The organism is Dorea longicatena (assembly GCF_025150085.1).
Taxonomy (GTDB): Bacteria; Bacillota; Clostridia; order Lachnospirales; family Lachnospiraceae; genus Dorea_A; species Dorea_A longicatena.
The window spans coordinates 609,768-631,049 of sequence record NZ_CP102280.1; the positions used below are offsets into that span (position 1 = coordinate 609,768).

The 21,282-nt window shown below is 41.9% G+C and carries 18 protein-coding genes and 6 tRNA genes; 22 read left to right on the plus strand and 2 right to left on the minus strand.

From position 1 onward, the window contains the following. Nucleotides 1-80 precede the first annotated feature (80 nt). The 9 genes from NQ508_RS02950 to NQ508_RS02990 all read left to right on the plus strand — a co-directional run bounded on the left by NQ508_RS02950 (nt 81) and on the right by NQ508_RS02990 (nt 4,784). Nucleotides 81-2,273 (plus strand): PTS sugar transporter subunit IIABC, encoded by a 2,193-nt coding sequence (locus tag NQ508_RS02950; RefSeq protein ID WP_006427859.1) that lies wholly within the window; start codon nt 81-83, stop codon nt 2,271-2,273. A gap of 34 nt (nt 2,274-2,307) precedes the next feature. Continuing rightward, complete coding sequence (locus NQ508_RS02955) at nt 2,308-3,150, plus strand: PRD domain-containing protein (RefSeq protein WP_044920191.1); 843 nt, start codon at nt 2,308-2,310, stop codon at nt 3,148-3,150. Between the two features lie 156 nt (nt 3,151-3,306). After that, a tRNA-Glu gene (locus NQ508_RS02960) sits at nt 3,307-3,378 on the plus strand. Between the two features lie 22 nt (nt 3,379-3,400). Further along, nucleotides 3,401-3,473, plus strand: a tRNA-Thr gene (locus tag NQ508_RS02965). Between the two features lie 26 nt (nt 3,474-3,499). Continuing rightward, nucleotides 3,500-3,573: transfer RNA gene (locus NQ508_RS02970), tRNA-Ile, on the plus strand. Nucleotides 3,574-3,578: 5 nt separating this feature from the next. Next, nucleotides 3,579-3,652, plus strand: a tRNA-Asp gene (locus NQ508_RS02975). 44 nt (nt 3,653-3,696) lie between these two features. Then, a tRNA-Val gene (locus tag NQ508_RS02980) sits at nt 3,697-3,769 on the plus strand. A gap of 67 nt (nt 3,770-3,836) precedes the next feature. Beyond that, a tRNA-Leu gene (locus tag NQ508_RS02985) sits at nt 3,837-3,922 on the plus strand. Between the two features lie 244 nt (nt 3,923-4,166). Then, nucleotides 4,167-4,784: a hypothetical protein gene (locus NQ508_RS02990; protein ID WP_006427855.1), complete on the plus strand. Its 618-nt coding sequence runs from the start codon at nt 4,167-4,169 to the stop codon at nt 4,782-4,784. Between the two features lie 121 nt (nt 4,785-4,905). Here the strand turns inward: NQ508_RS02990 and NQ508_RS02995 are convergent, their stop codons facing one another. Continuing rightward, a complete protein-coding gene (locus tag NQ508_RS02995; RefSeq protein ID WP_006427853.1) occupies nt 4,906-6,015 on the minus strand; it encodes a uroporphyrinogen decarboxylase/cobalamine-independent methonine synthase family protein in 1,110 nt (369 codons plus the stop codon). A 253-nt stretch (nt 6,016-6,268) separates the two neighbouring features. On the opposite strand from NQ508_RS02995, the gene NQ508_RS03000 reads away from it, so the two are divergent. The 3 genes from NQ508_RS03000 to NQ508_RS03010 all read left to right on the plus strand — a co-directional run bounded on the left by NQ508_RS03000 (nt 6,269) and on the right by NQ508_RS03010 (nt 8,820). Further along, a complete protein-coding gene (locus NQ508_RS03000) occupies nt 6,269-6,835 on the plus strand; it encodes a chromate transporter (protein WP_006427852.1) in 567 nt (188 codons plus the stop codon). Beyond that, on the plus strand, nt 6,832-7,389 hold the full coding sequence (locus tag NQ508_RS03005; protein WP_006427851.1) for a chromate transporter: 558 nt from the start codon (nt 6,832-6,834) through the stop codon (nt 7,387-7,389). The genes NQ508_RS03000 and NQ508_RS03005 overlap by 4 nt, the downstream gene beginning before the upstream one ends. A 69-nt stretch (nt 7,390-7,458) precedes the next feature. Continuing rightward, a complete protein-coding gene (locus NQ508_RS03010; protein ID WP_044920189.1) occupies nt 7,459-8,820 on the plus strand; it encodes an MATE family efflux transporter in 1,362 nt (453 codons plus the stop codon). 132 nt (nt 8,821-8,952) lie between these two features. Here the strand turns inward: NQ508_RS03010 and NQ508_RS03015 are convergent, their stop codons facing one another. Further along, nucleotides 8,953-9,810 carry a MurR/RpiR family transcriptional regulator gene (locus NQ508_RS03015; protein WP_022415208.1) on the minus strand — a complete coding sequence of 286 codons (858 nt, stop codon included), beginning with the start codon at nt 9,808-9,810 and terminating at the stop codon, nt 8,953-8,955. Between the two features lie 349 nt (nt 9,811-10,159). Between NQ508_RS03015 and NQ508_RS03020 the strand changes: the two genes are divergently transcribed. From NQ508_RS03020 to NQ508_RS03065, 10 genes are all read left to right on the plus strand, one after another. Beyond that, nucleotides 10,160-11,557: an alanine/glycine:cation symporter family protein gene (locus tag NQ508_RS03020; RefSeq protein WP_022415209.1), complete on the plus strand. Its 1,398-nt coding sequence runs from the start codon at nt 10,160-10,162 to the stop codon at nt 11,555-11,557. 175 nt (nt 11,558-11,732) lie between these two features. Next, a complete protein-coding gene (gene ald, locus NQ508_RS03025) occupies nt 11,733-12,848 on the plus strand; it encodes an alanine dehydrogenase (RefSeq protein WP_006427846.1) in 1,116 nt (371 codons plus the stop codon). A 499-nt stretch (nt 12,849-13,347) separates the two neighbouring features. After that, nucleotides 13,348-14,727: a dicarboxylate/amino acid:cation symporter gene (locus NQ508_RS03030; RefSeq protein WP_006427845.1), complete on the plus strand. Its 1,380-nt coding sequence runs from the start codon at nt 13,348-13,350 to the stop codon at nt 14,725-14,727. Next, nucleotides 14,727-15,203, plus strand: coding sequence for a hypothetical protein (locus NQ508_RS03035; RefSeq protein ID WP_006427844.1), 477 nt, complete (start codon nt 14,727-14,729; stop codon nt 15,201-15,203). Before NQ508_RS03030 ends, NQ508_RS03035 begins: the two co-directional genes overlap by 1 nt. Nucleotides 15,204-15,250: 47 nt before the next feature. After that, complete coding sequence (locus tag NQ508_RS03040) at nt 15,251-16,726, plus strand: hypothetical protein (protein ID WP_006427842.1); 1,476 nt, start codon at nt 15,251-15,253, stop codon at nt 16,724-16,726. Between the two features lie 157 nt (nt 16,727-16,883). Further along, nucleotides 16,884-17,522, plus strand: coding sequence for a TlpA family protein disulfide reductase (locus tag NQ508_RS03045; RefSeq protein WP_006427841.1), 639 nt, complete (start codon nt 16,884-16,886; stop codon nt 17,520-17,522). Next, nucleotides 17,512-17,667: a CD1871A family CXXC motif-containing protein gene (locus tag NQ508_RS03050; RefSeq protein WP_006427840.1), complete on the plus strand. Its 156-nt coding sequence runs from the start codon at nt 17,512-17,514 to the stop codon at nt 17,665-17,667. Before NQ508_RS03045 ends, NQ508_RS03050 begins: the two co-directional genes overlap by 11 nt. Before the next feature lie 7 nt (nt 17,668-17,674). Further along, nucleotides 17,675-18,511 (plus strand): 4Fe-4S binding protein, encoded by an 837-nt coding sequence (locus NQ508_RS03055; RefSeq protein WP_006427839.1) that lies wholly within the window; start codon nt 17,675-17,677, stop codon nt 18,509-18,511. A 126-nt stretch (nt 18,512-18,637) separates the two neighbouring features. Next, entirely contained in the window at nt 18,638-20,077 is a 1,440-nt protein-coding gene (locus NQ508_RS03060; protein ID WP_044920181.1) for a carbon starvation CstA family protein, read from the plus strand. Nucleotides 20,078-20,145: 68 nt separating this feature from the next. Beyond that, the gene (locus NQ508_RS03065; RefSeq protein WP_006427837.1) at nt 20,146-21,150 is read left to right on the plus strand and encodes a copper-translocating P-type ATPase; all 1,005 of its coding nucleotides are present in this window, start codon (nt 20,146-20,148) and stop codon (nt 21,148-21,150) included. The last annotated feature ends 132 nt before the right edge of the window (nt 21,151-21,282 follow it).

Genomic DNA, 21,282 nt, shown 5'->3' on the forward strand with positions numbered 1-21,282 from the left:
GAAAATCATCATCACGTATAGCATCTTCAAAAGAGCCTACACTATGCATAGATACCTGTACAAAGAAAAGGAGAAAAACTATGAAAGACAAAATCTTTGGCGTATTGCAAAGAGTAGGGCGAAGCTTCATGCTCCCGATCGCAATCCTTCCGGTAGCAGGATTGCTCCTTGGCCTTGGTAGTTCTTTTACCAATGCCACAACGATCGCAACTTATGGACTGCAGGGAATCTTAGGAGAAGGAACACTTCTTCATTCGCTGCTGATCATCATGAACAAAGTCGGAAGTGCAATTTTCGACAACCTTCCGCTTATCTTTGCCGTTGGCGTAGCCATCGGTATGGCAAAGAAGGAGAAAGAAGTTGCAGCGTTATCTGCACTGATCGCATACTTTGTTATGCACATTTCTATTAACAGTATGCTTGAAATCAGTGGTAAGATCGCGGCAGACGGAACCATTTCCAAGAATGTGCTTGAAGGAACGATTGCTTCGGTATGTGGAATTAATACACTGCAGATGGGTGTGTTTGGCGGTATCATTGTAGGTCTTGGTGTTGCGGCACTTCACAACCGTTTCCACAAGATCGTACTGCCGAATGCGTTATCATTCTTCGGCGGTTCCAGATTCGTACCGATCATTTCAACGATTACTTATATGTTCGTCGGAATCGCAATGTATTTCGTATGGCCAATCGTGCAGAACGGTATCTATGCACTGGGTGGTCTGGTAACAGGAACGGGTTACTTTGGAACACTGATCTTCGGTATTGTAAAACGTGCACTGATCCCATTCGGTCTGCACCATGTATTCTATCTTCCATTCTGGCAGACAGCTGTCGGCGGAACGATGGAAGTCGGCGGAAAGCTGATCCAGGGAGGTCAGAATATCTTCTTCGCACAGCTTGCTGATTCTGCACATATTACGCATTTCAGCGCAGATGCAACGAGATATTTCTCAGGTGAGTTCATCTTCATGATCTTCGGACTTCCGGGAGCGGCACTTGCAATGTACCGTACAGCAAAACCAGAGAAGAAAAAAGCAGCAGGCGGACTTCTTCTTTCCGCAGCACTGACATGTATGTTAACAGGTATCACAGAGCCTCTGGAGTTCTCTTTTCTGTTCGTAGCACCGGTTCTTTTTGCAGTGCAGGTGGTACTGGCAGGTAGTGCATACATGATCGCACATATCCTGAATATTGCGGTAGGACTTACATTCTCCGGTGGATTCTTAGATCTTCTGTTATTCGGTATCCTTCAGGGAAATGCGAAGACAAGCTGGATCAGAATCATTCCGGTAGGAATTATCTATTTCTTCCTGTATTACTTTATCTTCTCATTCCTGATCAAGAAGTTAGATCTCAAGACACCGGGACGTGAAGATGATGACGAAGAGACAAAGCTTTATACAAAAGCAGATGTAAATGCGAGAAAAGCAGGCAATACGGAAGCTGGTGCAACAGCTGGTTCGGAAGATTCACTGAGTGCGGAGATCACAAGAGGACTTGGAGGATCTGCGAACATTGAAGATGTAGACTGCTGTGCGACAAGACTTCGTTGTACGGTAAGCAATCCGGATCTGGTAAATGATGGAATCTTAAAGGCGACCGGAGCATCGGGCGTGGTACACCGTGGACAGGGCGTACAGGTCATTTACGGGCCGAGTGTGACAGTTATTAAGGCGGACCTGGAAGATTATCTGGAACATGCGCCAAAAGAGTTGTATGAGCCACAGAAGGATACAGAAAGTACTGGTCAGAATGCATCAGAAGATGCTACAATAGAAGACAAGGCAGGAGAAAAGAAAGTAGTAGATACAATCGTGATCTCAAGTCCAATCACAGGACTTGCGGCAGATCTTTCCACAACGCCGGATGAAGCATTTGCCGGACGTATGATGGGAGACGGTGCTGTTGTGACACCGGAAGATGCGATCGTAAGAGCACCGGAAGACGGAGAAGTATGCTTCGTATTCGATACCAAGCATGCGATCGGATTCATGACAGAATCTGGAGTAAGCCTTCTGATCCATGTTGGCATTGATACAGTAAAACTGGACGGAAAAGGATTCGAGTGCTTCGTTGAGAACGGACAGGCAGTGAGGAAGGGTGATCCGATGCTGAAGTTGGATCTGGATTATCTGAGAGAGAATGCACCGTCTGTAGCATCACCGGTTCTCTGCACAGAGCTGGAAGACAACCAGAAGATCCGTCTTCTGAATGAAGGTGAGATCAAGGCAGGAGATGAGCTTTTCGCGATTGATATCTATGAAGCGTAAAAGAATCTAATGTGGAAATGCGAGTGGGGATATGATGTACAGGATAGAAAAAGTTTTAAATCATAATACTGTAATGGCCATCCATCAGGATGATCACAAAGAAGTCCTGATCATGGGAAAGGGAGTCGGATTCGGCAGGAAAGTTGCAGAAAGAATCGAAGTAAGACCAGAAGACCGTTTATATTCTCTCCAAAAATATAAAGAACGGGGCGGGGCAAAAGAAATCGTAAAGTCCATCGCACCGGAATTCTTAGAAGTAACGAATGCCGTGCTCGACGAGGCGGAAAAGATATTCGGGAAGATTGACCGTATGGTATTGTTCCCGCTTGCAGACCATATTGCATTTGCAGTAAAACGTATTCAGAATCATGAGCAGATCAGTAATCCGCTCACAGAGGATATCCGTGTATTATTTCACATGGAATTCAAAGCGGCAGAAAGTATCCGCCCGCTTCTTCAAAAGCAGTTTGGCATTGATATAGAAGATGATGAGGTTGGATATGTGGCTCTTCACATTCATTCGGCGATAGAGGATGAGAAAGTATCGCAGGCGATGCAGATGGCAAGATCCGTCAGAGAGTGTATCAGCATGGTAGAAGAAGCAATCGGAAAGCCGATCGATATCGCATCGTTATCCTATAACCGTCTGATGAACCATATCCGTTATATGGTAGCAAGAGCCTTAAGCGGTGAGAAGCTGAAGGTGAATATGAATGATTACATGGAAGTGAAATTTCCAAAATCGTTTGGAATGGCACAGGCAGTCTGTGATCAGGTAGGTGAGAGCCTTGGTGTGAAATTAGAAGAAGTCGAGACAGGATATTTGGCGATGCATATTGAAAGAGTCGCTAATGACGAGCGCGAAATAGAAGAATAGAGCACTTCTGAAAATGGCAGAAAATACGCAAAAATAAGTTTTTTTGAAAAAAATAAAAAAAATTCAAAAAAACACTTGCAAAAGGTATTGTGTTATGATAATATAAATCTCGGTCACGCAAGAGAAATAAAAAACACAAAACAGTGACTGAGATATGGCTCCATGGTCAAGCGGTTAAGACATCGCCCTTTCACGGCGGTAACACGGGTTCGATTCCCGTTGGAGTCACTGCCTAAGCAATTAGGTAAATGCCGATGTGGCTCAATTGGCAGAGCAGCTGATTTGTAATCAGCAGGTTATCGGTTCGAGTCCGATCATCGGCTTAGTCCTTACGGGACTTAAAGATTTTGGACCTTTAGCTCAGTTGGTTAGAGCAATCGGCTCATAACCGATCGGTCCTGGGTTCGAGTCCCCGAAGGTCCATGAATGGCCCAGTGGCTCAGTTGGTTAGAGCGCCGCCCTGTCACGGCGGAGGTCGAGAGTTCGAGTCTCTTCTGGGTCGCTTGCTTGTCACTTTTAGTGAGCAGGCGATAAACAATTACATATGGGATCATAGCTCAGCTGGGAGAGCATCTGCCTTACAAGCAGAGGGTCATAGGTTCGAGCCCTATTGGTCCCATTTTGCAACAAGAGATTGTTGCAGATTTTAAGATAGTTCAGTTGCAAAATGTGACTGATGCTGGAATGCCGCAGTGGCGGAACTGGCAGACGCACAGGACTTAAAATCCTGCGGGACTAACCTCCCGTACCGGTTCGATTCCGGTCTGCGGCATTAAGTAAAAATGGGAGAAACGTTGAAATTACAGCGTTTCTCTTATTTTTGTTTCAAAAAGCTTGAACACATTTGATCACTTTATGATAAAATACCAAGATTCCGATTTTCTATTAAATTTTCTCGAAAAATATTGACCTTCAAGTTACTTGATCGTTTACATTATAAGCAAGAAAAAGAAGTTTCTCGCAATGAAAGCGAGGCAAGTGTAAAGATTAAGTAGAAGAAAGGCTGGCGTAAGAGTATGAAAGAGAAAATGAGAAAAGTAAGATATCCAATGTTGATTGTGTGGGGAATATTTATGGGAGCTGCAGGAACAGCAGGAGTAAAATCATCGTGGCATGTAATACCTGGCTGGTTGATAGGTGTTATTGTCATATTGGGAATCATGGTGATGTTAACCTGGATGATTTCAGGGAAAAATGATAAGTCAATAAAAACACCTGAGAAGGAAACGGAAAAATTAACATCAAAGTACAATTCAGAAATTTCCGTTATTTCAAAAGCAGTAGAAGAGCCTGTGGAGTTGGAATTTTGGGGAAAACGAAATGGTATTGATCAATTTAGAGTAAAAAGTATCGCTGGACGGAATATTGTGAGTGATCATGTTCTGTTGATTAGTTTTGATGGTTCAGAAGTCAGGGATGTGGCATTAGATGCAGTTGTAACAGGGAAAGAACATTCGGAGTATTTTGGAAAGATTGAAATGCTTTATTGTAAGAGACAGCAGGAACATTGTGGGACGGAGAAACTTAAAACGGAAAAAATTGATAAAGTGATACTGAGTAAGGAACAATGGGAAAAAGAAACAGGAAAAATAAAATTATTGGAATTATGGAATTGTATTCCATTTGAAAAATAGTATGAAATACGGGAATATAGAAGGCAGTTATGAATAGCTGCCTTCTTACTATGTAAAGAAGCACTGGTTTTGATTGCCATGCATTTGAAAGAAGCTGCCACTGGCAGCTTCTCTTGCGTTTTTACAGAAAATCCTGACAAGATACCAGAAGATCAATCTTCTTCCACTGTGTCTCTTCATCAATACAGTTGCCCTCTTCAACGGAAGCAAAGCCACATTGCGGAGAAAGTGCGATCTGCTCTCCGACTACGGAGCGGGCTTCGGCATAACGTTTTTTAAGAAAATCATGATCTTCCAGAATCGGGTTCTTGGTAGAGATTAATCCTGCGACAAAGATAGCATCCTTATCTTTCAGGACAGACCATGGAGCAAAGGAACCGGAACGGGCATCGTCGTATTCCACGAAGAATGCGTCATACGGAATTTCAGCGATTACCGGGGCAACGGAATCGTAAAATCCATGGAACAGAGGATTTCCCTTGAAGTTTCCTTTACAGAAATGTGTTGCAATAAAGAAATCTTCCGGTTTGTGTTCCAGAGCTTTTGTTGATACAAGCTGGAACCAGTTCAGAATCTGTCCTTTTGTATATCCAAGAGCAGTTATCTTTTTCTGGAAGTTCTCATCGATGAGATAAGTCCATGATGTATCATCAATCTGAAGATAACGGCAGCCATGGTCGTAGAAATCTAAAATTGCATCCTGATAGGCTTTTGCAATATCCTCGATCAGTGCATGGATGTCTGTCCCGTAATAAGGTGTCTCTTTATTACCAAGCTGAAGGAAGTGATCAATCAGGATCATATTCGGACCGGAAATACATTTTTTAGCCGTAATACCGTCATATTTTTGTGTCAGAGAATGAAGATAGTCCCACGCACAAAGCTCCGGATGTGCCTTGTTCTTATCATAGAAGAACTTACCGGTAACGGTTCCAAGCTCAATTTCATTACTGGTTCCATTGATTTCTTTTGTGAAATGAATGGTATCGAATCCATCAAATTCTTTGAGCCAGTCCAAATGCCACCACCTGCGGCGGAATTCTCCGTCTGTTACATATTTCAAACCGTGTGCCACTTCCTTTTCTACCAGTGATGCGATTACAAGATCTTCGGCTTGTGTTAATTCTTCTTTTGTAATCTTACCGTCTTTATAATCTTTACGTGCTTCTTTAATTTCTGCAGGTCGTAAAAAAGAACCTACGATGTCATAAGTTAATGTGTCTTTTATCATATGAAAACCTCCGATTTTTTGATTATTTGTCTTTGCTTAGTTGATGATTTTATTATGCCAGATGTAATAGTTTTTTGCATAATACTTAAAATTGTAGGTTGGGTATAGCTTTAAACTATAGCATATGAAAAAGAAGATCAAAATTGCTGTTTGTGGATATTTAAAAATTTTTTATTATCCTAAAAAGTGTATAATATAAATATGACATGTGTTACATTAGAGTTGAAACCACAGGAGAAAAGGGAAATCAAATATGAATAGCAGAAAAAAAGTCTTATGGAAGATATTCATTTCAACATTATATTTAAGTGCATTTACATTCGGCGGCGGTTACGTGATCGTGAGCCTGATGAAGAAGAAATTTGTAGATGAGCTTCACTGGGTCGAAGAAAAGGAAATGCTGGATCTGGTTGCGATTGCACAGTCTTCACCCGGGGCAATCGCGATAAATGGAGCAATTGTTGTAGGATATAAGCTTGCAGGAATTGCTGGTGTACTGGTATCGATCATCGGAACAGTCATTCCGCCATTTGTCATTATAGCGTTACTTTCTGTCTGTTATAATGCGTTTCGCACTAATGAACTGGTAAGTCAGATGTTGGAAGGCATGCAGGCGGGAGTCGGAGCGGTGATCGCGTCAGTAACCTATGAGATGGGCGCGGGCATAGTGAAAGAAAAGGACGGAATCTCGCTGCTGATCATGGCAGGTGCATTTGTGGCATCCTGTGTATTTGAGGTAAATGTTGTGTATATTGTGATCATATGTGGATTGTTGGGTGTCTTACGCACATGTATGAGCAGGAAAGGAGCAGGCAAATGATATATCTGAAGCTTTTCTTAAGTTTTTTACAGGTTGGGATGTTCAGCTTTGGTGGTGGCTATGCGGCGATGCCTCTGATACAGGGACAGGTTGTGACGGGACATCATTGGCTTAGTATGTCAGAATTTACGGATCTTATTACAATCTCTCAGATGACACCGGGACCGATCGCAGTGAATTCAGCAACCTTTGTCGGAATCAAGATTGCAGGGATACCGGGTGCTCTGGCGGCAACATTTGGATGCATTCTGCCCTCGTGTATTATCGTAACTGTCATTGCAAAACTCTATTTAAAATATCGCAGCATGGAGGTACTGCAAGGTGTGCTGGGGTCTTTAAGACCTGCAGTTGTGGCGATGATCGCGGCGGCAGGAATCTCAATCCTGATCACGGCATTCTGGGGAAGCAGGGATCTGATCGCAGTTACAGGGACGAAGTGGAGTCTGGTACTGATTTTTGCAGTCTGCATGATATTACTTCGAAAAGTGAAAATGAATCCAATATGGGTGATGATTCTGGCCGGAGTGATGAAAGTGGGAATATCACTCATTTGAAGGTGGATGAAAGGGAAAAATACGCCGGAAAAAACAAAAAATGTGGAAAAAGCAAGAGAGGAACAAAAAATGGGGGAAAAAACGATTGAAAAAAATGCGATCACGGAAGGTGTTATCTGGAAACAGTTGTTGATATTCTTTTTTCCAATCATGCTGGGAACATTGATCCAGCAATTATATACAACGGTAGATACGATCATAGTGGGACGTTTTGTGGGAAAAGCGGCACTTGCCAGTGTCGGCGGACCGGCAGCAGTATTATCGACGATCGTGGTTACATTCTTTAATGGTCTGGCGAATGGAGCCGCGGTTATCATCGCACAATATTATGGTGCAAAGGACAGAAAGAGTCTGCATGTGGGACTACATACGGCATATTTGTTCTCTATTGTGATCAGTCTGATCGTATCGCTGGTTGGTACAGTGCTGACACCGTGGCTGCTTACAATTATGAATACACCGCAGGATATGATGGCAGATTCCACAATCTATCTCAGAATTTATTTTATGGGAATTCTGTTCACACTGGTCTACAATATGGGAGCAGCAATCATGAGAGCGGTCGGTGATTCCAGAAGACCACTTTTGTATCTGCTGGTCTGTTGTGTGATGAACATCATCCTGGATATCGTTATGGTGGTAGGAATGAAGATGGGAATTGCCGGAGCTGCGCTTGCAACTGTGATTTCGCAGTGTGTCAGTGCAATTCTGGTTACATGGTCGCTGACCAGGGCATATGATGCTATGAAATTAAAGTTCCGGGAGCTTCGGATGGATGCCAGAGTATTGAAAAAAGAATTGAAGATCGGTGTTCCGGGAGCGCTTCAGGCATGTGCATACGGTGTGACGAATGTGGTGATCCAGGCATCGGTCAACAGCTTTGGTACGGATACCGCTGCTGGATGGGCAGCTTATGGAAAGCTTGACTTGATCTTCTGGACGGTATCGAGTGCGCTTGGAGCAGCAGTGACGACATTTGCCGGACAGAATTACGGAGCAGGAAAGATGGACAGGGTATATAAGAGCATCCGGGTGAATGTGGTGATCTCTTATATATTTACGGGAGCGATTATTGTAATACTTTTTGTATTCTGCGAGCCATTATATCATATGTTCACGACAGATCCGAAAGTTATTAAGATCGGAGTATATATGTTGCGTTTCCTGATACCGAGTTATCTGTTAAGTGTACTACTTGAAAATCTGTCGGGAGGCCTGCGCGGACTGGGAGATGTATTCTGGCCGACGGTATTTACGTTTGGAGGATTGTTCTTTGTAAGACTTCCGTGGATCATGATTCTTACGAAGATCCATCATGAGGTGGAAGTTCTGCTGATCAGCTATCCGCTTGCATGGGGAGGGACACTGTTGTGTCTGATTCCGTATTATTTCTGGCGAAAGAAAAAGAGAATGAAACTGGCAGGAAGATAGAGACAAAAAAGAGCTTGTGAAAAAACAGATAAATGTTTTATCACAGGCTCTTTTTATCGCCATGCGTTCGTAAGGAGCTGCCAGTGGAAGGTCCTGTAGATTGCCATATGTCCGGAAAAAGCTGCCGGTATATTAGTAATTTCCAAGTTTATTCAGATATTTATCAATGATATTCAGCCTTTTTTCAATCCCTTTTGCTCTGTGGCTGATGATTTCAAGCAGAGCCTCTGTTACAAACTGTGGTCCGATCATAGAATTGAAAAATGTATTACTGTCTACAGGTACTGTAAGAAGTATGTCGGCATATTTCGCAAGAAGAGAACTTGGTTTGTCCGTAATGACTATAATAGAGGCACCGGCGTCATGTGCCATCTCTGCAGTTACTTCATCCTGCGAAGAATAACGAGGAAAACTGAACAGTACCAGACAATCTGTATGTGAGATGTTACACATATGGTCGATCGGACTCATAGAAGTGGTGGTTGTCATAGTCACATGCGGAACCATCTGCTTCAGATACAGGAGAAAGAAATCCGCAAGACAGATATTGCCTCTTGTTGCTGCAATATATTTGTGCTTGCTGGAGACAATGAGATCAGCAGCCTGCTCAAATGTCTCGATAGAATTCTGAATAAAGATTTCTTCCAGGTTATGTGCGGCATTCTTAAAATGCCGGTTGATATAATCAGAAGAGGTGTCTAATTTGGCCTGCTTTGCGATACGCTGGGATGGGACCGTAATACTGCTGGAAATGCTGAGTACCTTATCCTGATAATCTTTACGCAATGCTTTCTGAAAATCCATAAAGCCGTCAAATCCGATCGTACGGCTGAAACGGATCACGGAAGATTCACTTACCCCAAGTTTTAATGCGATCTCCGTTGATGTCATAAAACAGGCTTCCGAAGCATTATCCAGAACATATTCTGCAATGATCTTTTGTGTCTTGGTAAGATGTGCAGAATGAAGCAATTCCTTCATATCTTTCATAATATAGTTCCTCCGAAAGTAATATTGATAATTAGATTTAAACATGAATCTGCAAAAGTTGCAAGACAGAGAACGTGGAAAAGAGAAAAATCACTCGGAAATGCGAAAAAAGAGGCAAAAACTTATAGATAATGATAATTTTTTGTCGTTATTTATATATCATGTAAATGAAGCATGCTCCAATCTTTTTGAGTCTAAATCGTCAAAAACATAAAAAATATTGTGCATAATGCATAAAAAGATATGTGAAAATAATAACATATATGTAAAATGTGCAAAAATAATTATATACAAAAAAACAAAGGTATGCTATTATCAAGGCATCGAACGACGAAAGAGAGGAAAAGAAATGTTACAAACAATTGAAAACGTGAATGCGGCCGTTAACAATTTTGTCTGGGGGGTTCCGGCAATGGTCTGTATCATCGGTGTAGGGCTTGTACTTTCAGCTCGTACAGGATTTATACAGTTCCGAAAATTTGGGTATGCCATTAAGAATTCTATCGGACGTATCTTCACAAAGTCAGAAGCGAAAGAAGGTAGTATCACTCCATTCCAGGCAGTGTGTACGGCGCTTGCGGCAACGGTAGGAACGGGAAATATTGCCGGAGTTGCCGGTGCGATTGCAATCGGAGGAGCAGGAGCAGTGTTCTGGATGTGGGTGTCCGCATTGCTTGGAATGTGTACGAAGTTCTCAGAAGTTACACTTGCGGTTCATTACAGAGAGAAGAATGCAGAGGGAGATTATGTTGGGGGCCCGATGTATTATATCAAGAACGGTCTTGGCAAGAAATGGTACTGGATGGCTTCGGTCTATGCGATCCTTGGAAGTTTGACAGTACTCGGAACAGGAAATGCAACACAGGTAAATACCATTACGACATCCATCGATTCAGCACTTATAAGCTACAATGTGATTGATGACGCACAGATAAGTATGGTGAATCTGGTGATCGGAATTGTGATTGCAGCACTGGTAGCGGTTGTTTTACTTGGTGGAGTAAAACGTATCGGTACCGTAACAGAGAAGCTGGTTCCATTCATGGCAGTATTCTATATCATCCTTGCAATCGGAGTAGTTGTACTGAATGCAGACAAAGTTCCACATGTATTTGAGATGATCTTTGTAGGAGCATTTAACCCGTCCGCATTTACCGGCGGTGTGGTTGGAAGCATGTTTATGACTATGAGACGTGGTGTTTCCAGAGGTATCTTCTCGAATGAGGCCGGAATTGGTACCGGATCGATCGCACATGCATGTGCAGATACAGATGAACCTGTAAAACAGGGAATGTTCGGAATCTTTGAAGTATTTGCTGACACGATCGTGATCTGTACACTGACAGCACTGGTTATCCTTTGTGGAGGCGAAGGAATCCAGTACGGCGTGGCAGCAGGTGCGGAGCTTACCATCTCAGGATTCGTAACAACATATGGAAGCTGGGTGACGATCTTTACTGCAATTGCAATGTGCTGTTTCGCATTCTCAACGATTCTTGGATGGGGACTTTACGGAGCAAGATGTGTCGAGTTTGTATTTACAACAAAGGTTGTGAAACCATTTATGATCGTGTATGCGTTGGTCGCAATCCTTGGTGCAACAGTGGATCTTGGTATCATCTGGGGAATTGCAGATACCTGTAATGGTCTGATGTCTATCCCTAACTTGATCGCATTATTCCTGTTGTCAGGAACAGTGGCAAAACTGGTAAAAGATTACTTTGCAAAACAAGAGAAAAAGAATTAGAAAGACAAAAAAATAACTTACTAGTGAAAAAAATAACTTTTATTGCATTGGTAATTGTGTTGTGTTAGTATGAGTTTAGGAAGAGATGAAGAATATTCTTCAACAAAATGAAGCTAAGAAAAATAATCTTCATTCAGAAAAGTAAACGGATTAAAATTTTAGGAGGTTTTTCAAAATGAAAGTAGGATGTGTAAAAGAGATTAAAAACAACGAGTTCCGTGTAGGTATGACACCTGATAACGTTAAGAGTTATGTAAATGCAGGACACGATGTTTATATCGAAAAAGGTGCTGGCGAAGGTTCAGGATTCTTAGATGCCGAATATGAGGCAGCTGGGGCTAAGATGATTGATACAGCAAAAGAAGTGTGGGATACAGTTGAGATGATGATCAAAGTAAAAGAGCCGCTTCCGGAAGAATATCCATTATTCCACGAAGGATTGATCCTTTATACATATCTCCACCTTGCAGCTGATAAGCCGCAGACAGACGCGCTCCTTGGAGCAAAGGTAAAAGGTGTTGCTTATGAGACTCTGATCGAAAGAAACGGAAGCATTCCTCTGCTTGCTCCAATGAGTCAGATCGCAGGACGTCTGAGTATTCAGGAAGGTGCAAAATACCTTGAAAAGAGATTCGGTGGAGAAGGCGTTCTCTTAGCAGGAGTTCCTGGAACACCAAAGGCTAACATCGTAATCCTCGGCGGCGGATCTGTAGGAACAAACGCTTGCAAGATCGCAGTTGGAATGGGAGCAAACGTAACAATCATGGATATCAACCTTCAGAGACTTGCTTATCTGGATGATATCTTCGGAGCACGTATTCAGACACTTGTTTCTAACGATGCAAATATTGAAAAAGCTGTAAAAGAAGCAGACCTCGTAATCGGATGCGTTCTGATTCCAGGAAAATCAGCTCCTAAGATCTTCAAGAAAAAATATCTGAAAGAGATGAAACCAGGCGCTGTATTTGTAGACGTTGCCGTTGACCAGGGCGGATGTGGTGAGACAACAAAGGTTACATACCATGATGATCCAATCTTTATTGAAGACGGTGTTGTTCATTACTGTGTAGGCAATATGCCGGGAGCAGTTCCAAGAACATCTACAATCGCACTTACAAATGCAACATTATCCTACGGACTGCAGATTGCAGGAAAGGGACTGGAGCAGGCTTGCAAAGATAACGAAGTTATCTACTCTGCAATCAATACATATGATGGAAAATTAACATGTAAGAACGTAGCAGACAGCTTTGAATGTTATGAATACACAGATATCAAATCTGTTTGTTAATCAAATCGTTATTATACATTATAAATAAGAAGAAACTAAAACTAAATCGTCATGCGTTCGAAAGAAGCTGATTAATTCCTATGAGTGGAAAAATGCCGGTATCTTGGGGGTGCCGGCATTTTTCTATACTAAAGTATGTAAGAGAAGCTGTCCATGACATGTTCTGTAGATCGCCATGCGTTCGTAAGGAGCTGCCAGTGGCAGGTCCTGTAGATAAGAGCTGTTGAATCAGCAGTAGTGTAATAATATGCAGTAAAGTATTGGAATAGATGAATATTATACATAAGATTGTATTATAAAAAAGAACTTGAATATTAATATAAATTATGATATATTTATTTTTTATCGACAATTTAACACTTTAATCCGCTGATATAAATAAAGCTATTTATAGGTAAACTCTATAGATGGCTTTATTTATTAATATTTTCTATTTCCTTAATTGTTAAAAAAATGTTACACTGGTGGACGGTAATCTTAAGGAAAGGGGAAAAGAAAAATGGATTTACTGTGTAGTGTTAACTGGATAGCACTTCTTGTGTTAGCCATAACATTATTGCTGTTCAAAGTTTTGAATCAGTTAGCGATGAAGATCAACTGGACATTCGTTGTTCTGATCAGTATGGTAATGGGAGCCGTGATCGGTCTCGTATTTGCATCTGATAACAACAGTTATCTTGTCTGGGTTGATTTGATTGGTGACATTTACATCAACGTAATTACTGCTCTGGTGGCACCGGTTATCCTGATCTCTATCATGTCAGGTTTTATTTCTTTAAATAGTAAAGAAAAGATGAAGAGTATCGGACTTACTTCTGTACTCTGGCTTCTGGCTTCATCTGCAGCAGCAATTGTTCTGTCATATATTTTTGGAGCCATTACAGGACTCGGAAAAGGGGCAGAGGCTGTATTTGCTGATATCGCATCAGTAAGTGACAGCACAATCAGTTCTTATGAAGAACTTGCAACATCATTTGACCAGGTTATTTTGAAATTCTTCCCAACGAACGTAATCGGAGATCTTTCCAATGATAACGTCGTTGCGATCATCATCATTGCTATCGCTGTAGCTGTAGCATATGTTGGAATCTCATCAGAAGAGGGAGAAGAAAAAGTAGCCGCATTCAAGAACCTTGTAGAAGCACTGAAGAACATTATCTATCGTATTCTGGCATTTGTCATTGACCTGACACCATTCGCAGTCTTGTGTCTGGTAGCAGGATCTGCAAGTCAGATCTTCGAGGATAAGAAATCCCTCGTACAGCTGGTACTTCTGGTCGTTATGATCTATGTGGTATGTCTGGTACACAGCTATGGATTTAATGCGATCATTATTAAGTGTGTTGCAAAACTCAGCCCGCTTAAATTCTTCAAGAAGATTCTTCCGGCACAGATCACAGCATTTACGACTTCAAGTAGTGTTGGATCAATCCCTGCCTCTATTGAGTGTCAGAGAAAGAGTGTTGGTATCGATGAGGAAATCTCGAACTTTACAACATCCCTTGGTACAACCATCGGTATGCCGGGATGTACATGTGTATGGCCGATTCTTCTGGCTATTTTCTATACCAATGCGATGGGTATTGCGTGGACAGTATCTGACTATGTAATGTTAGCTGTTGTCTGCCTGATCCTTTCACTCGGAAGTGCAGGAGTACCTGGTATCGGAGTGGTATCTGCTATGGCAGTGTTCAAAGCAGTCAACCTTCCAATCGCAGCGATCGTACTTTTAGTACCGATTAACAACATTTCAGATATGATCCGTACATTTGACAATGTAACTGCAGGTAATGTAACTGCAGCAATCGTTGCCAGAAAGATGGGAACTCTGGATGACAATATCTTTAATGCAGAAGAAAAGAAAGGAGAGAACGCATAATGAAATTGAAAAAGTCTACAATCGTACTGATCGTGTTAGCTGTCATTTTCCTTGGTCTCTCTGTAGTATCAACAAAGTATTCTGTAACAAGAACGATCACAGCAATCGATGAGATTGGTGATATGAAATTAAATGACGACAGTATCGACAGATTCAAAAAGGCGGCGGAATATTATCAGGCTTTGGATCCGAACCAGAATCTGGAAGAGAAGATCACAAACCTGAAGACATATAAGGAAGCAAGACTTAATTATGCAAGACTTATGATCAAACAGGCTTCTCTTGCTGACAAGAAGCAGGATGGTGCAGCAGATGCTGTAAAAGAAGCACGTGAAGCAGTAGATACTTATGTGCCGGCTGATGAGAAATGGAACATCGAGAATTATCAGGATCTTCTGGATCTGGAAGCTACATATAGCAGTGACGGTGGATCAGGATCAAGCGATGATGCCGGTGAAGCACCTCCGATGTGCTAAGAAAATGTAAATGAAAAAGTTTATTTCAACAAAAAAGGAGAAAAAAGATGAAGAAAAAAGTTCTTTCATGCTTGCTTGCGCTGTCTATGTCAGCTGCATTACTTGCAGGATGCGGAAGCTCATCTTCTGACAGCAAGAGCTCAGACGACAGCAAGAAAACAGAAGAAAAAGCAGATACAACAAAAGCATTATCTGCAACAGATTACAACTTCGAGCCAGATTATTACTTTAACACATTCAACACAAACTCCTTAAAAGACAAACCGCGTCAGGGAATCAAGACATTCAAGAGTGCTGATGAAGTAGTATATGAAGATATCACATATGATGAATTGATCGATCTGTTCCAGAAAGAAGGAACATACATGATCGCACTTTGCGGATCATGGTGCCACAACACAAGAGCTATGACACCTTCTCTTACAAAGTATGCAAAAGAGAATGGTATCGATACAATCTACACATATGACTTCAACCTGGATGACAACGAGAATGGTAACACATTCATTCGTATGTCTGACGGAAGTGAAAATGCAGGTGTAAACTACAACTACATGTATGGTGAAGTTGTAAAACAGTACCTGACAAACATTGATGACTGGATTGAGTTCCCATCAACAACAGAGAGAGCAATCTCTTACACAAATGCAAAAGGTGAGACAGAGACAGTTGGAAGAATCCAGCAGCCAATCGCTTTTATCTACAACAAAGACAATACAACAAACTACAGCGACAAAGAAGACAACGCTGATAAATACCCTGTAATGTATGCGTTCGAACAGATGGTAGAGCGTGACAAAGACGGTGTATACACAAAAGAGTATGACGAAGAAGGTAATGAAGTTACAGATAAGAATGGAGATCCTGTAAAACATTACTGCACAAAGAAATACAATGCACAGATGAAGAAGATGTTCGACTTCATCAATGACAACAACATCGAATTCACAGAGTATTCAAAAGAAGACTTCGTTCGTGAAAACTACCCGGCTCTTAAGGATGCTGAGAAGGTTAACATCAAGACTGTAACATATCGTCAGTTTGCATGGCTGTTACAGCAGGATGGAAATGCTATCTACATGGTAGGCGGACCATACGATGAAGCTACACAGAACGAGATCGCTGATGTAAATGTTAAGGCAGTAAAAAATGATGTAAATGTATACTTATGGGATCCATATGTTGATGGAAAGATCAGCGAGGATGACTGGGGATATAAGAACACAGGCGATATCATGAAGAGCGACAGCATCAACTTCATGTACACAACTCTGATCGAGAACTCTCTTACGAATCTTACAACAGAAGAGTTCGAGAACGGTGCTGATGGTGCAAGCCTGACATACAAGAACGATGCCGGTGAAGAGAAGACTGTTCCGGTTATCAAGTCACCATTTGTATTCTCATTCAACAAAGATGCAACAGACGAAGACGGAATCTCAGCTCCTATCACAGCTTACAGCGAAAAAGCTGATACACTGGATGCTGTATTCTCAGCTTATGCTGACGGAATTGTAAAATAATCATATTAGTTATGTATAAGCCGGAGCAATCCGGATTACAAAAGTGATGAATAGAAGGGAGGTGTTACTTCGGTAACATCTCTCTTTTTTGAACCGCCAAATTGTGATATTCTATAGATGATAATTTCGAAATATGGATAAAAGGAAAGTATAAGATATGAAGAAAAGAATGAAAAAATTAAGCGCACTCTGTCTGGCGGGAATGCTGTGTCTTGGACTGTGGGCATGCAGTTCTTCGGAAGACAGTTCTTCAGGTGACTCATCGGGTCCAGCGAAAAGTGCAGATACATCAGAAGAAGGCAATAAGACAGGAAAGAGTGACAGCAGTTCGGGAGAGCAGGAAACCAGTGAAAACGGATTTCCTGTAAATATGCCAGAGTTTTCGACGATAGACATGGATGGAAATAAAGTGACGAATGATACCTTTGCAGACTATGACCTGACGGTCGTGAATTTCTGGGCAACGTACTGTAATCCATGTATTGATGAATTACCGGAACTGGCAGAGTGGAAAAAAGAACTTCCGGATAATGTGAACCTGATCGGGCTTCTGGTGGATGTAGATGAAAAAGGAAGTGACCAGTATAAACTGGCGGAAAAGATCATTAAGGAGACAGGAGCGGATTATCAGCACCTGATCGCAACGGAAGAATTTGACGATATGATCAGTAATCTGGTCGGTGTACCGACGACATTTTTTGTAGACAGTACGGGAAAGATCATCGGTGAACCATTTGCCGGAGCGGATGTCGATGCGTATAAACAGACGGTAGAGGATTATCTGAATGGAAAGTAATCAAAAAATAACAAGACGTCTGATTGCCGGAGCAATATTGGTTGTGGCGGTTATGATGATCATATATGGAATATACAGAGGAGAAGTATCCATCGTACTGAATAAAGCAGTCAATGTGTGCCTGGAATGTATCGGTCTTGGATAAAGAAATAATGATGAGAAAAGTAACATTTGAGATAAAACGAAAAATGATACAGGTTGCAGCATTTGGCTATTCCAATCTATATCTTGGCAATTTTCTGGAGGGGAGATTGTATAAGGGGAAATGGAAAAGTTTCTGCAATCCGGGAATGAACTGCTATTCCTGTCCGGCGGCAACAACGGCATGTCCGATCGGGGCGATGCAGGCAGTGAACGGTTCGATCGATTTTAAGACGAGCTTCTATGTATGGGGGATGATTCTGGCATTCGGAGTCGTTCTGGGACGTGCGGTCTGCGGTTTTTTATGCCCGTTCGGGCTGATACAGGAACTTTTATATAAGATCCCGTTTTCGAAAAAGAAATTATGGAAGGGATTTACCTGGATCAAATATATTCTGCTCGTTGTATTTGTGCTGATGCTTCCGGTTGTAAAGACGAATGCCGTCGGAAGCGGTGCGCCGGCATTCTGTGAATATATCTGTCCGGTCGGAACACTGGAGGGAGGAATCCCGCTCCTTTCCACACATCCGGAACTGCGCCGTGTGATCGGGACATTATTTTCCGTGAAAATGGTAATCCTGGTGATCACACTGGTGGGATGTTTGAGTATCTGCAGGTTTTTCTGCAAAGTGATGTGTCCGCTGGGAGCAATCTATGGACTTTTGAATAAAGTCAGCCTTTTTCATATGGATGTGAATATGGGAAAATGTATACATTGTGGTAAATGTACGCATGTCTGCCCGATGGATGTGGATCCGGTAAAGACACCGGATTCTGCGGAATGTATCCGTTGTGGAAAATGTGTGAGTGCGTGTCCGAAAAAGGCGTTGAAACTTGTAATGAGATAAAAACATTCGTCAAATTGTACAAAATATATGAAAAAATCAAAAAATACTTGAAAAAAATACATAAAATCCTATAATGAAGGTAGGTTAAGGAAATGTTAAGAAATGAAAGACATTGGAGGTGTTGGTATGATTAGTTTTATCATTTGCTTGGCGCTACTTATAGGAGGGTATTTTGTCTATGGTAAAGTGGTTGAGAACACTTTTGCACCGGATGACAGAGAGACACCGGCGGTTCGGATCAATGACGGTGTCGATTATGTGGTAATGCCACAGTGGAAATTGTTCCTGGTACAGCTGCTGAATATTGCTGGTCTGGGACCAATCTTTGGAGCTATGCAGGGAGCATTGTGGGGACCGGTTGTATTCCTGTGGATTACATTTGGTACGATTTTTGCAGGTGGTGTACATGACTATTTTTCAGGTATGCTTTCTGAAAGAAATGACGGAGCATCTATTTCCGAAGTGTGCGGAATTTATCTTGGAAATGTAATGAAGAATGTGATGCGTGTATTCAGCGTTGTACTTCTGGTCATGGTTGGTACGGTATTTGCAGTAGGACCGGCGGGGCTGATCGTTACATTGCTTGGCAATAAAGGCGTGACGGGAGCCTTGGCTAACCCGGAAGTATGGCTTTGGATCATCCTTGCATATTACTTTGTTGCAACATTTATTTCAATCGATAAGATCATTGGACGTATCTATCCATTGTTTGGTATCTGCCTGATCGTTATGGCAGTCGGTGTTATCGTTGGTATTTTCACGAATCCGAATTATACGATTCCTGAGATATGGACGCATTTCACTAACATGCATCCGGTAGGAAAGCCGATCTGGAGCTTTATGTTCATTACCGTAGCATGTGGAGCAATTTCCGGATTCCATTCTACACAGTCACCACTGATGGCACGTTGTATGAAATCCGAGAAACAGGGACATTTCGTATTCTATGGTGCCATGGTTGCAGAAGGTGTGATCGCACTGATCTGGGCAGCAGCAGGATGTTCCATTTATAAAATTACAGGTGGCCTGAGTACAGGTCTGAATGATATTCTTGCAAATGGTCAGTCAGCAGCAATCTATGATGTATGTATCAAGACGATGGGCGGTGTCGGTGTTGCACTTGCAATGATCGGAGTTATCGTATGCCCGATCACTTCCGGAGATACTGCATTCCGTAGTGCCCGTCTGGTACTGGCAGACTGGTTCAAAGTTGATCAGAATAAGATGCAGAAACGTCTGATGTTATGTGTTCCGCTTCTGGCAGTCGGAGCATTTGTCGGACATCTGGATTATGCAATCGTATGGAGATACTTCAGCTGGACAAACCAGACACTTGCTATGATCGTTCTGTGGACAGCAAGTATGTATCTGTTCCGCGAGAAGAAGAATTACTGGATCACAGCGGTACCGGCAACATTCATGAGTGCAGTTTCCATGACATATTTCTTCTGTGCAGAAGAGTGCCTGGGACTTTCTACGAAGGTTGCTTATCCGGTAGGAATTATTCTGGCAGCAGCATTCCTTGGAATCTTTATCCATGCTACAAAGAAACCAATGAAAGCATAGTTGTAAGACAGCGTAATTTGAATACATAAAAAGGCAGAATGAATTGACAGAAATGAGATGATGAAAAGATGAAACCACGAAGACTGGGTAATGTATCGATTCCGGATGAAGAATTAATAAAAGATAAAAAAGAATGTAAGAAGATCGGACCTTGTGGCATTGGAAAAAAGGCGGTGTATCTTAGCAGTTTCTATATTGACAGAAGGTATTACATACCGATCAGTTCTGTAAAAAGGATCTTCAAAAGAATCGCCATGAGTAAGGGTGGATTTACAGGAAAAGGAGTATTCGGTACATTATCCTATCTTGTGGTCGTATATGAGGACGGAAAAGAAAAGCAATGCAATTTCAAACATGAAGAAGATGTGGACAGATTTCTTGCGTACATAGAAGAAGAATATCCGGATATTCCGGTACACAGTCTTGAGGCTGAGAGAAAGCTGGCAGAGAAGGAAAGATGGCTGGCAGAAAAGCAAAGAGAAAGAAATGTATCGGAAGAAACAAAAAGATGTCTCGTGAAGCTGGAGCAGGCAGAACAGTATCTGAAAAAGCAATCGGATATCTATATGGACTTGAGTCAGTCGGCGAAGAAAAAGCGTACTTATGACAGAAGTAACCCGGCGTATAAATGGGTAGCTCTTGCAATCGTACTGATGGGCGGTGCGGCATTCGTCTATGGTATCTATGCATTGACGACCCATGCAGGATTTGGAATGTATTTCCTTTTGTTTGGTCTGGCTGCAATCTTCTTATTTGCCGGAGCGAATGTACTTCCGACTTCGAAGAATAATAAGAATTATATTGAGAAGCGGCTGACGGAATCGATCAGTCAGATGGAAGAGTATATCAGAGTGTATCCGGATTTTCCGGTACCGGCTCACTATGCACATCCGATTGTGCTAAAGAGAATGCAGGAAATTATGAAAGAAGGGCGTGCGAGAAATATTCCGGAAGCATTGCAGGTTTTGAAAAAAGATCTGAAAGCGTTGAATTCCAGCGTAGTCGTCGAGAAAGAAGAGTATGACGAAGTGGTAGCGATCAAACCGATGTTTCTGGTGATGGATTATAAATAATTTGGCAGATAGAAAATGCGGTCGGCATATATTCTGAGATTATGAGTAAGAATATATTGCCGGCCGTATTTTTGAAATATCAAAGTATACAAGAGAAGATACCAGCGGGAGGTTCTTTGTAGCGCTATGTGT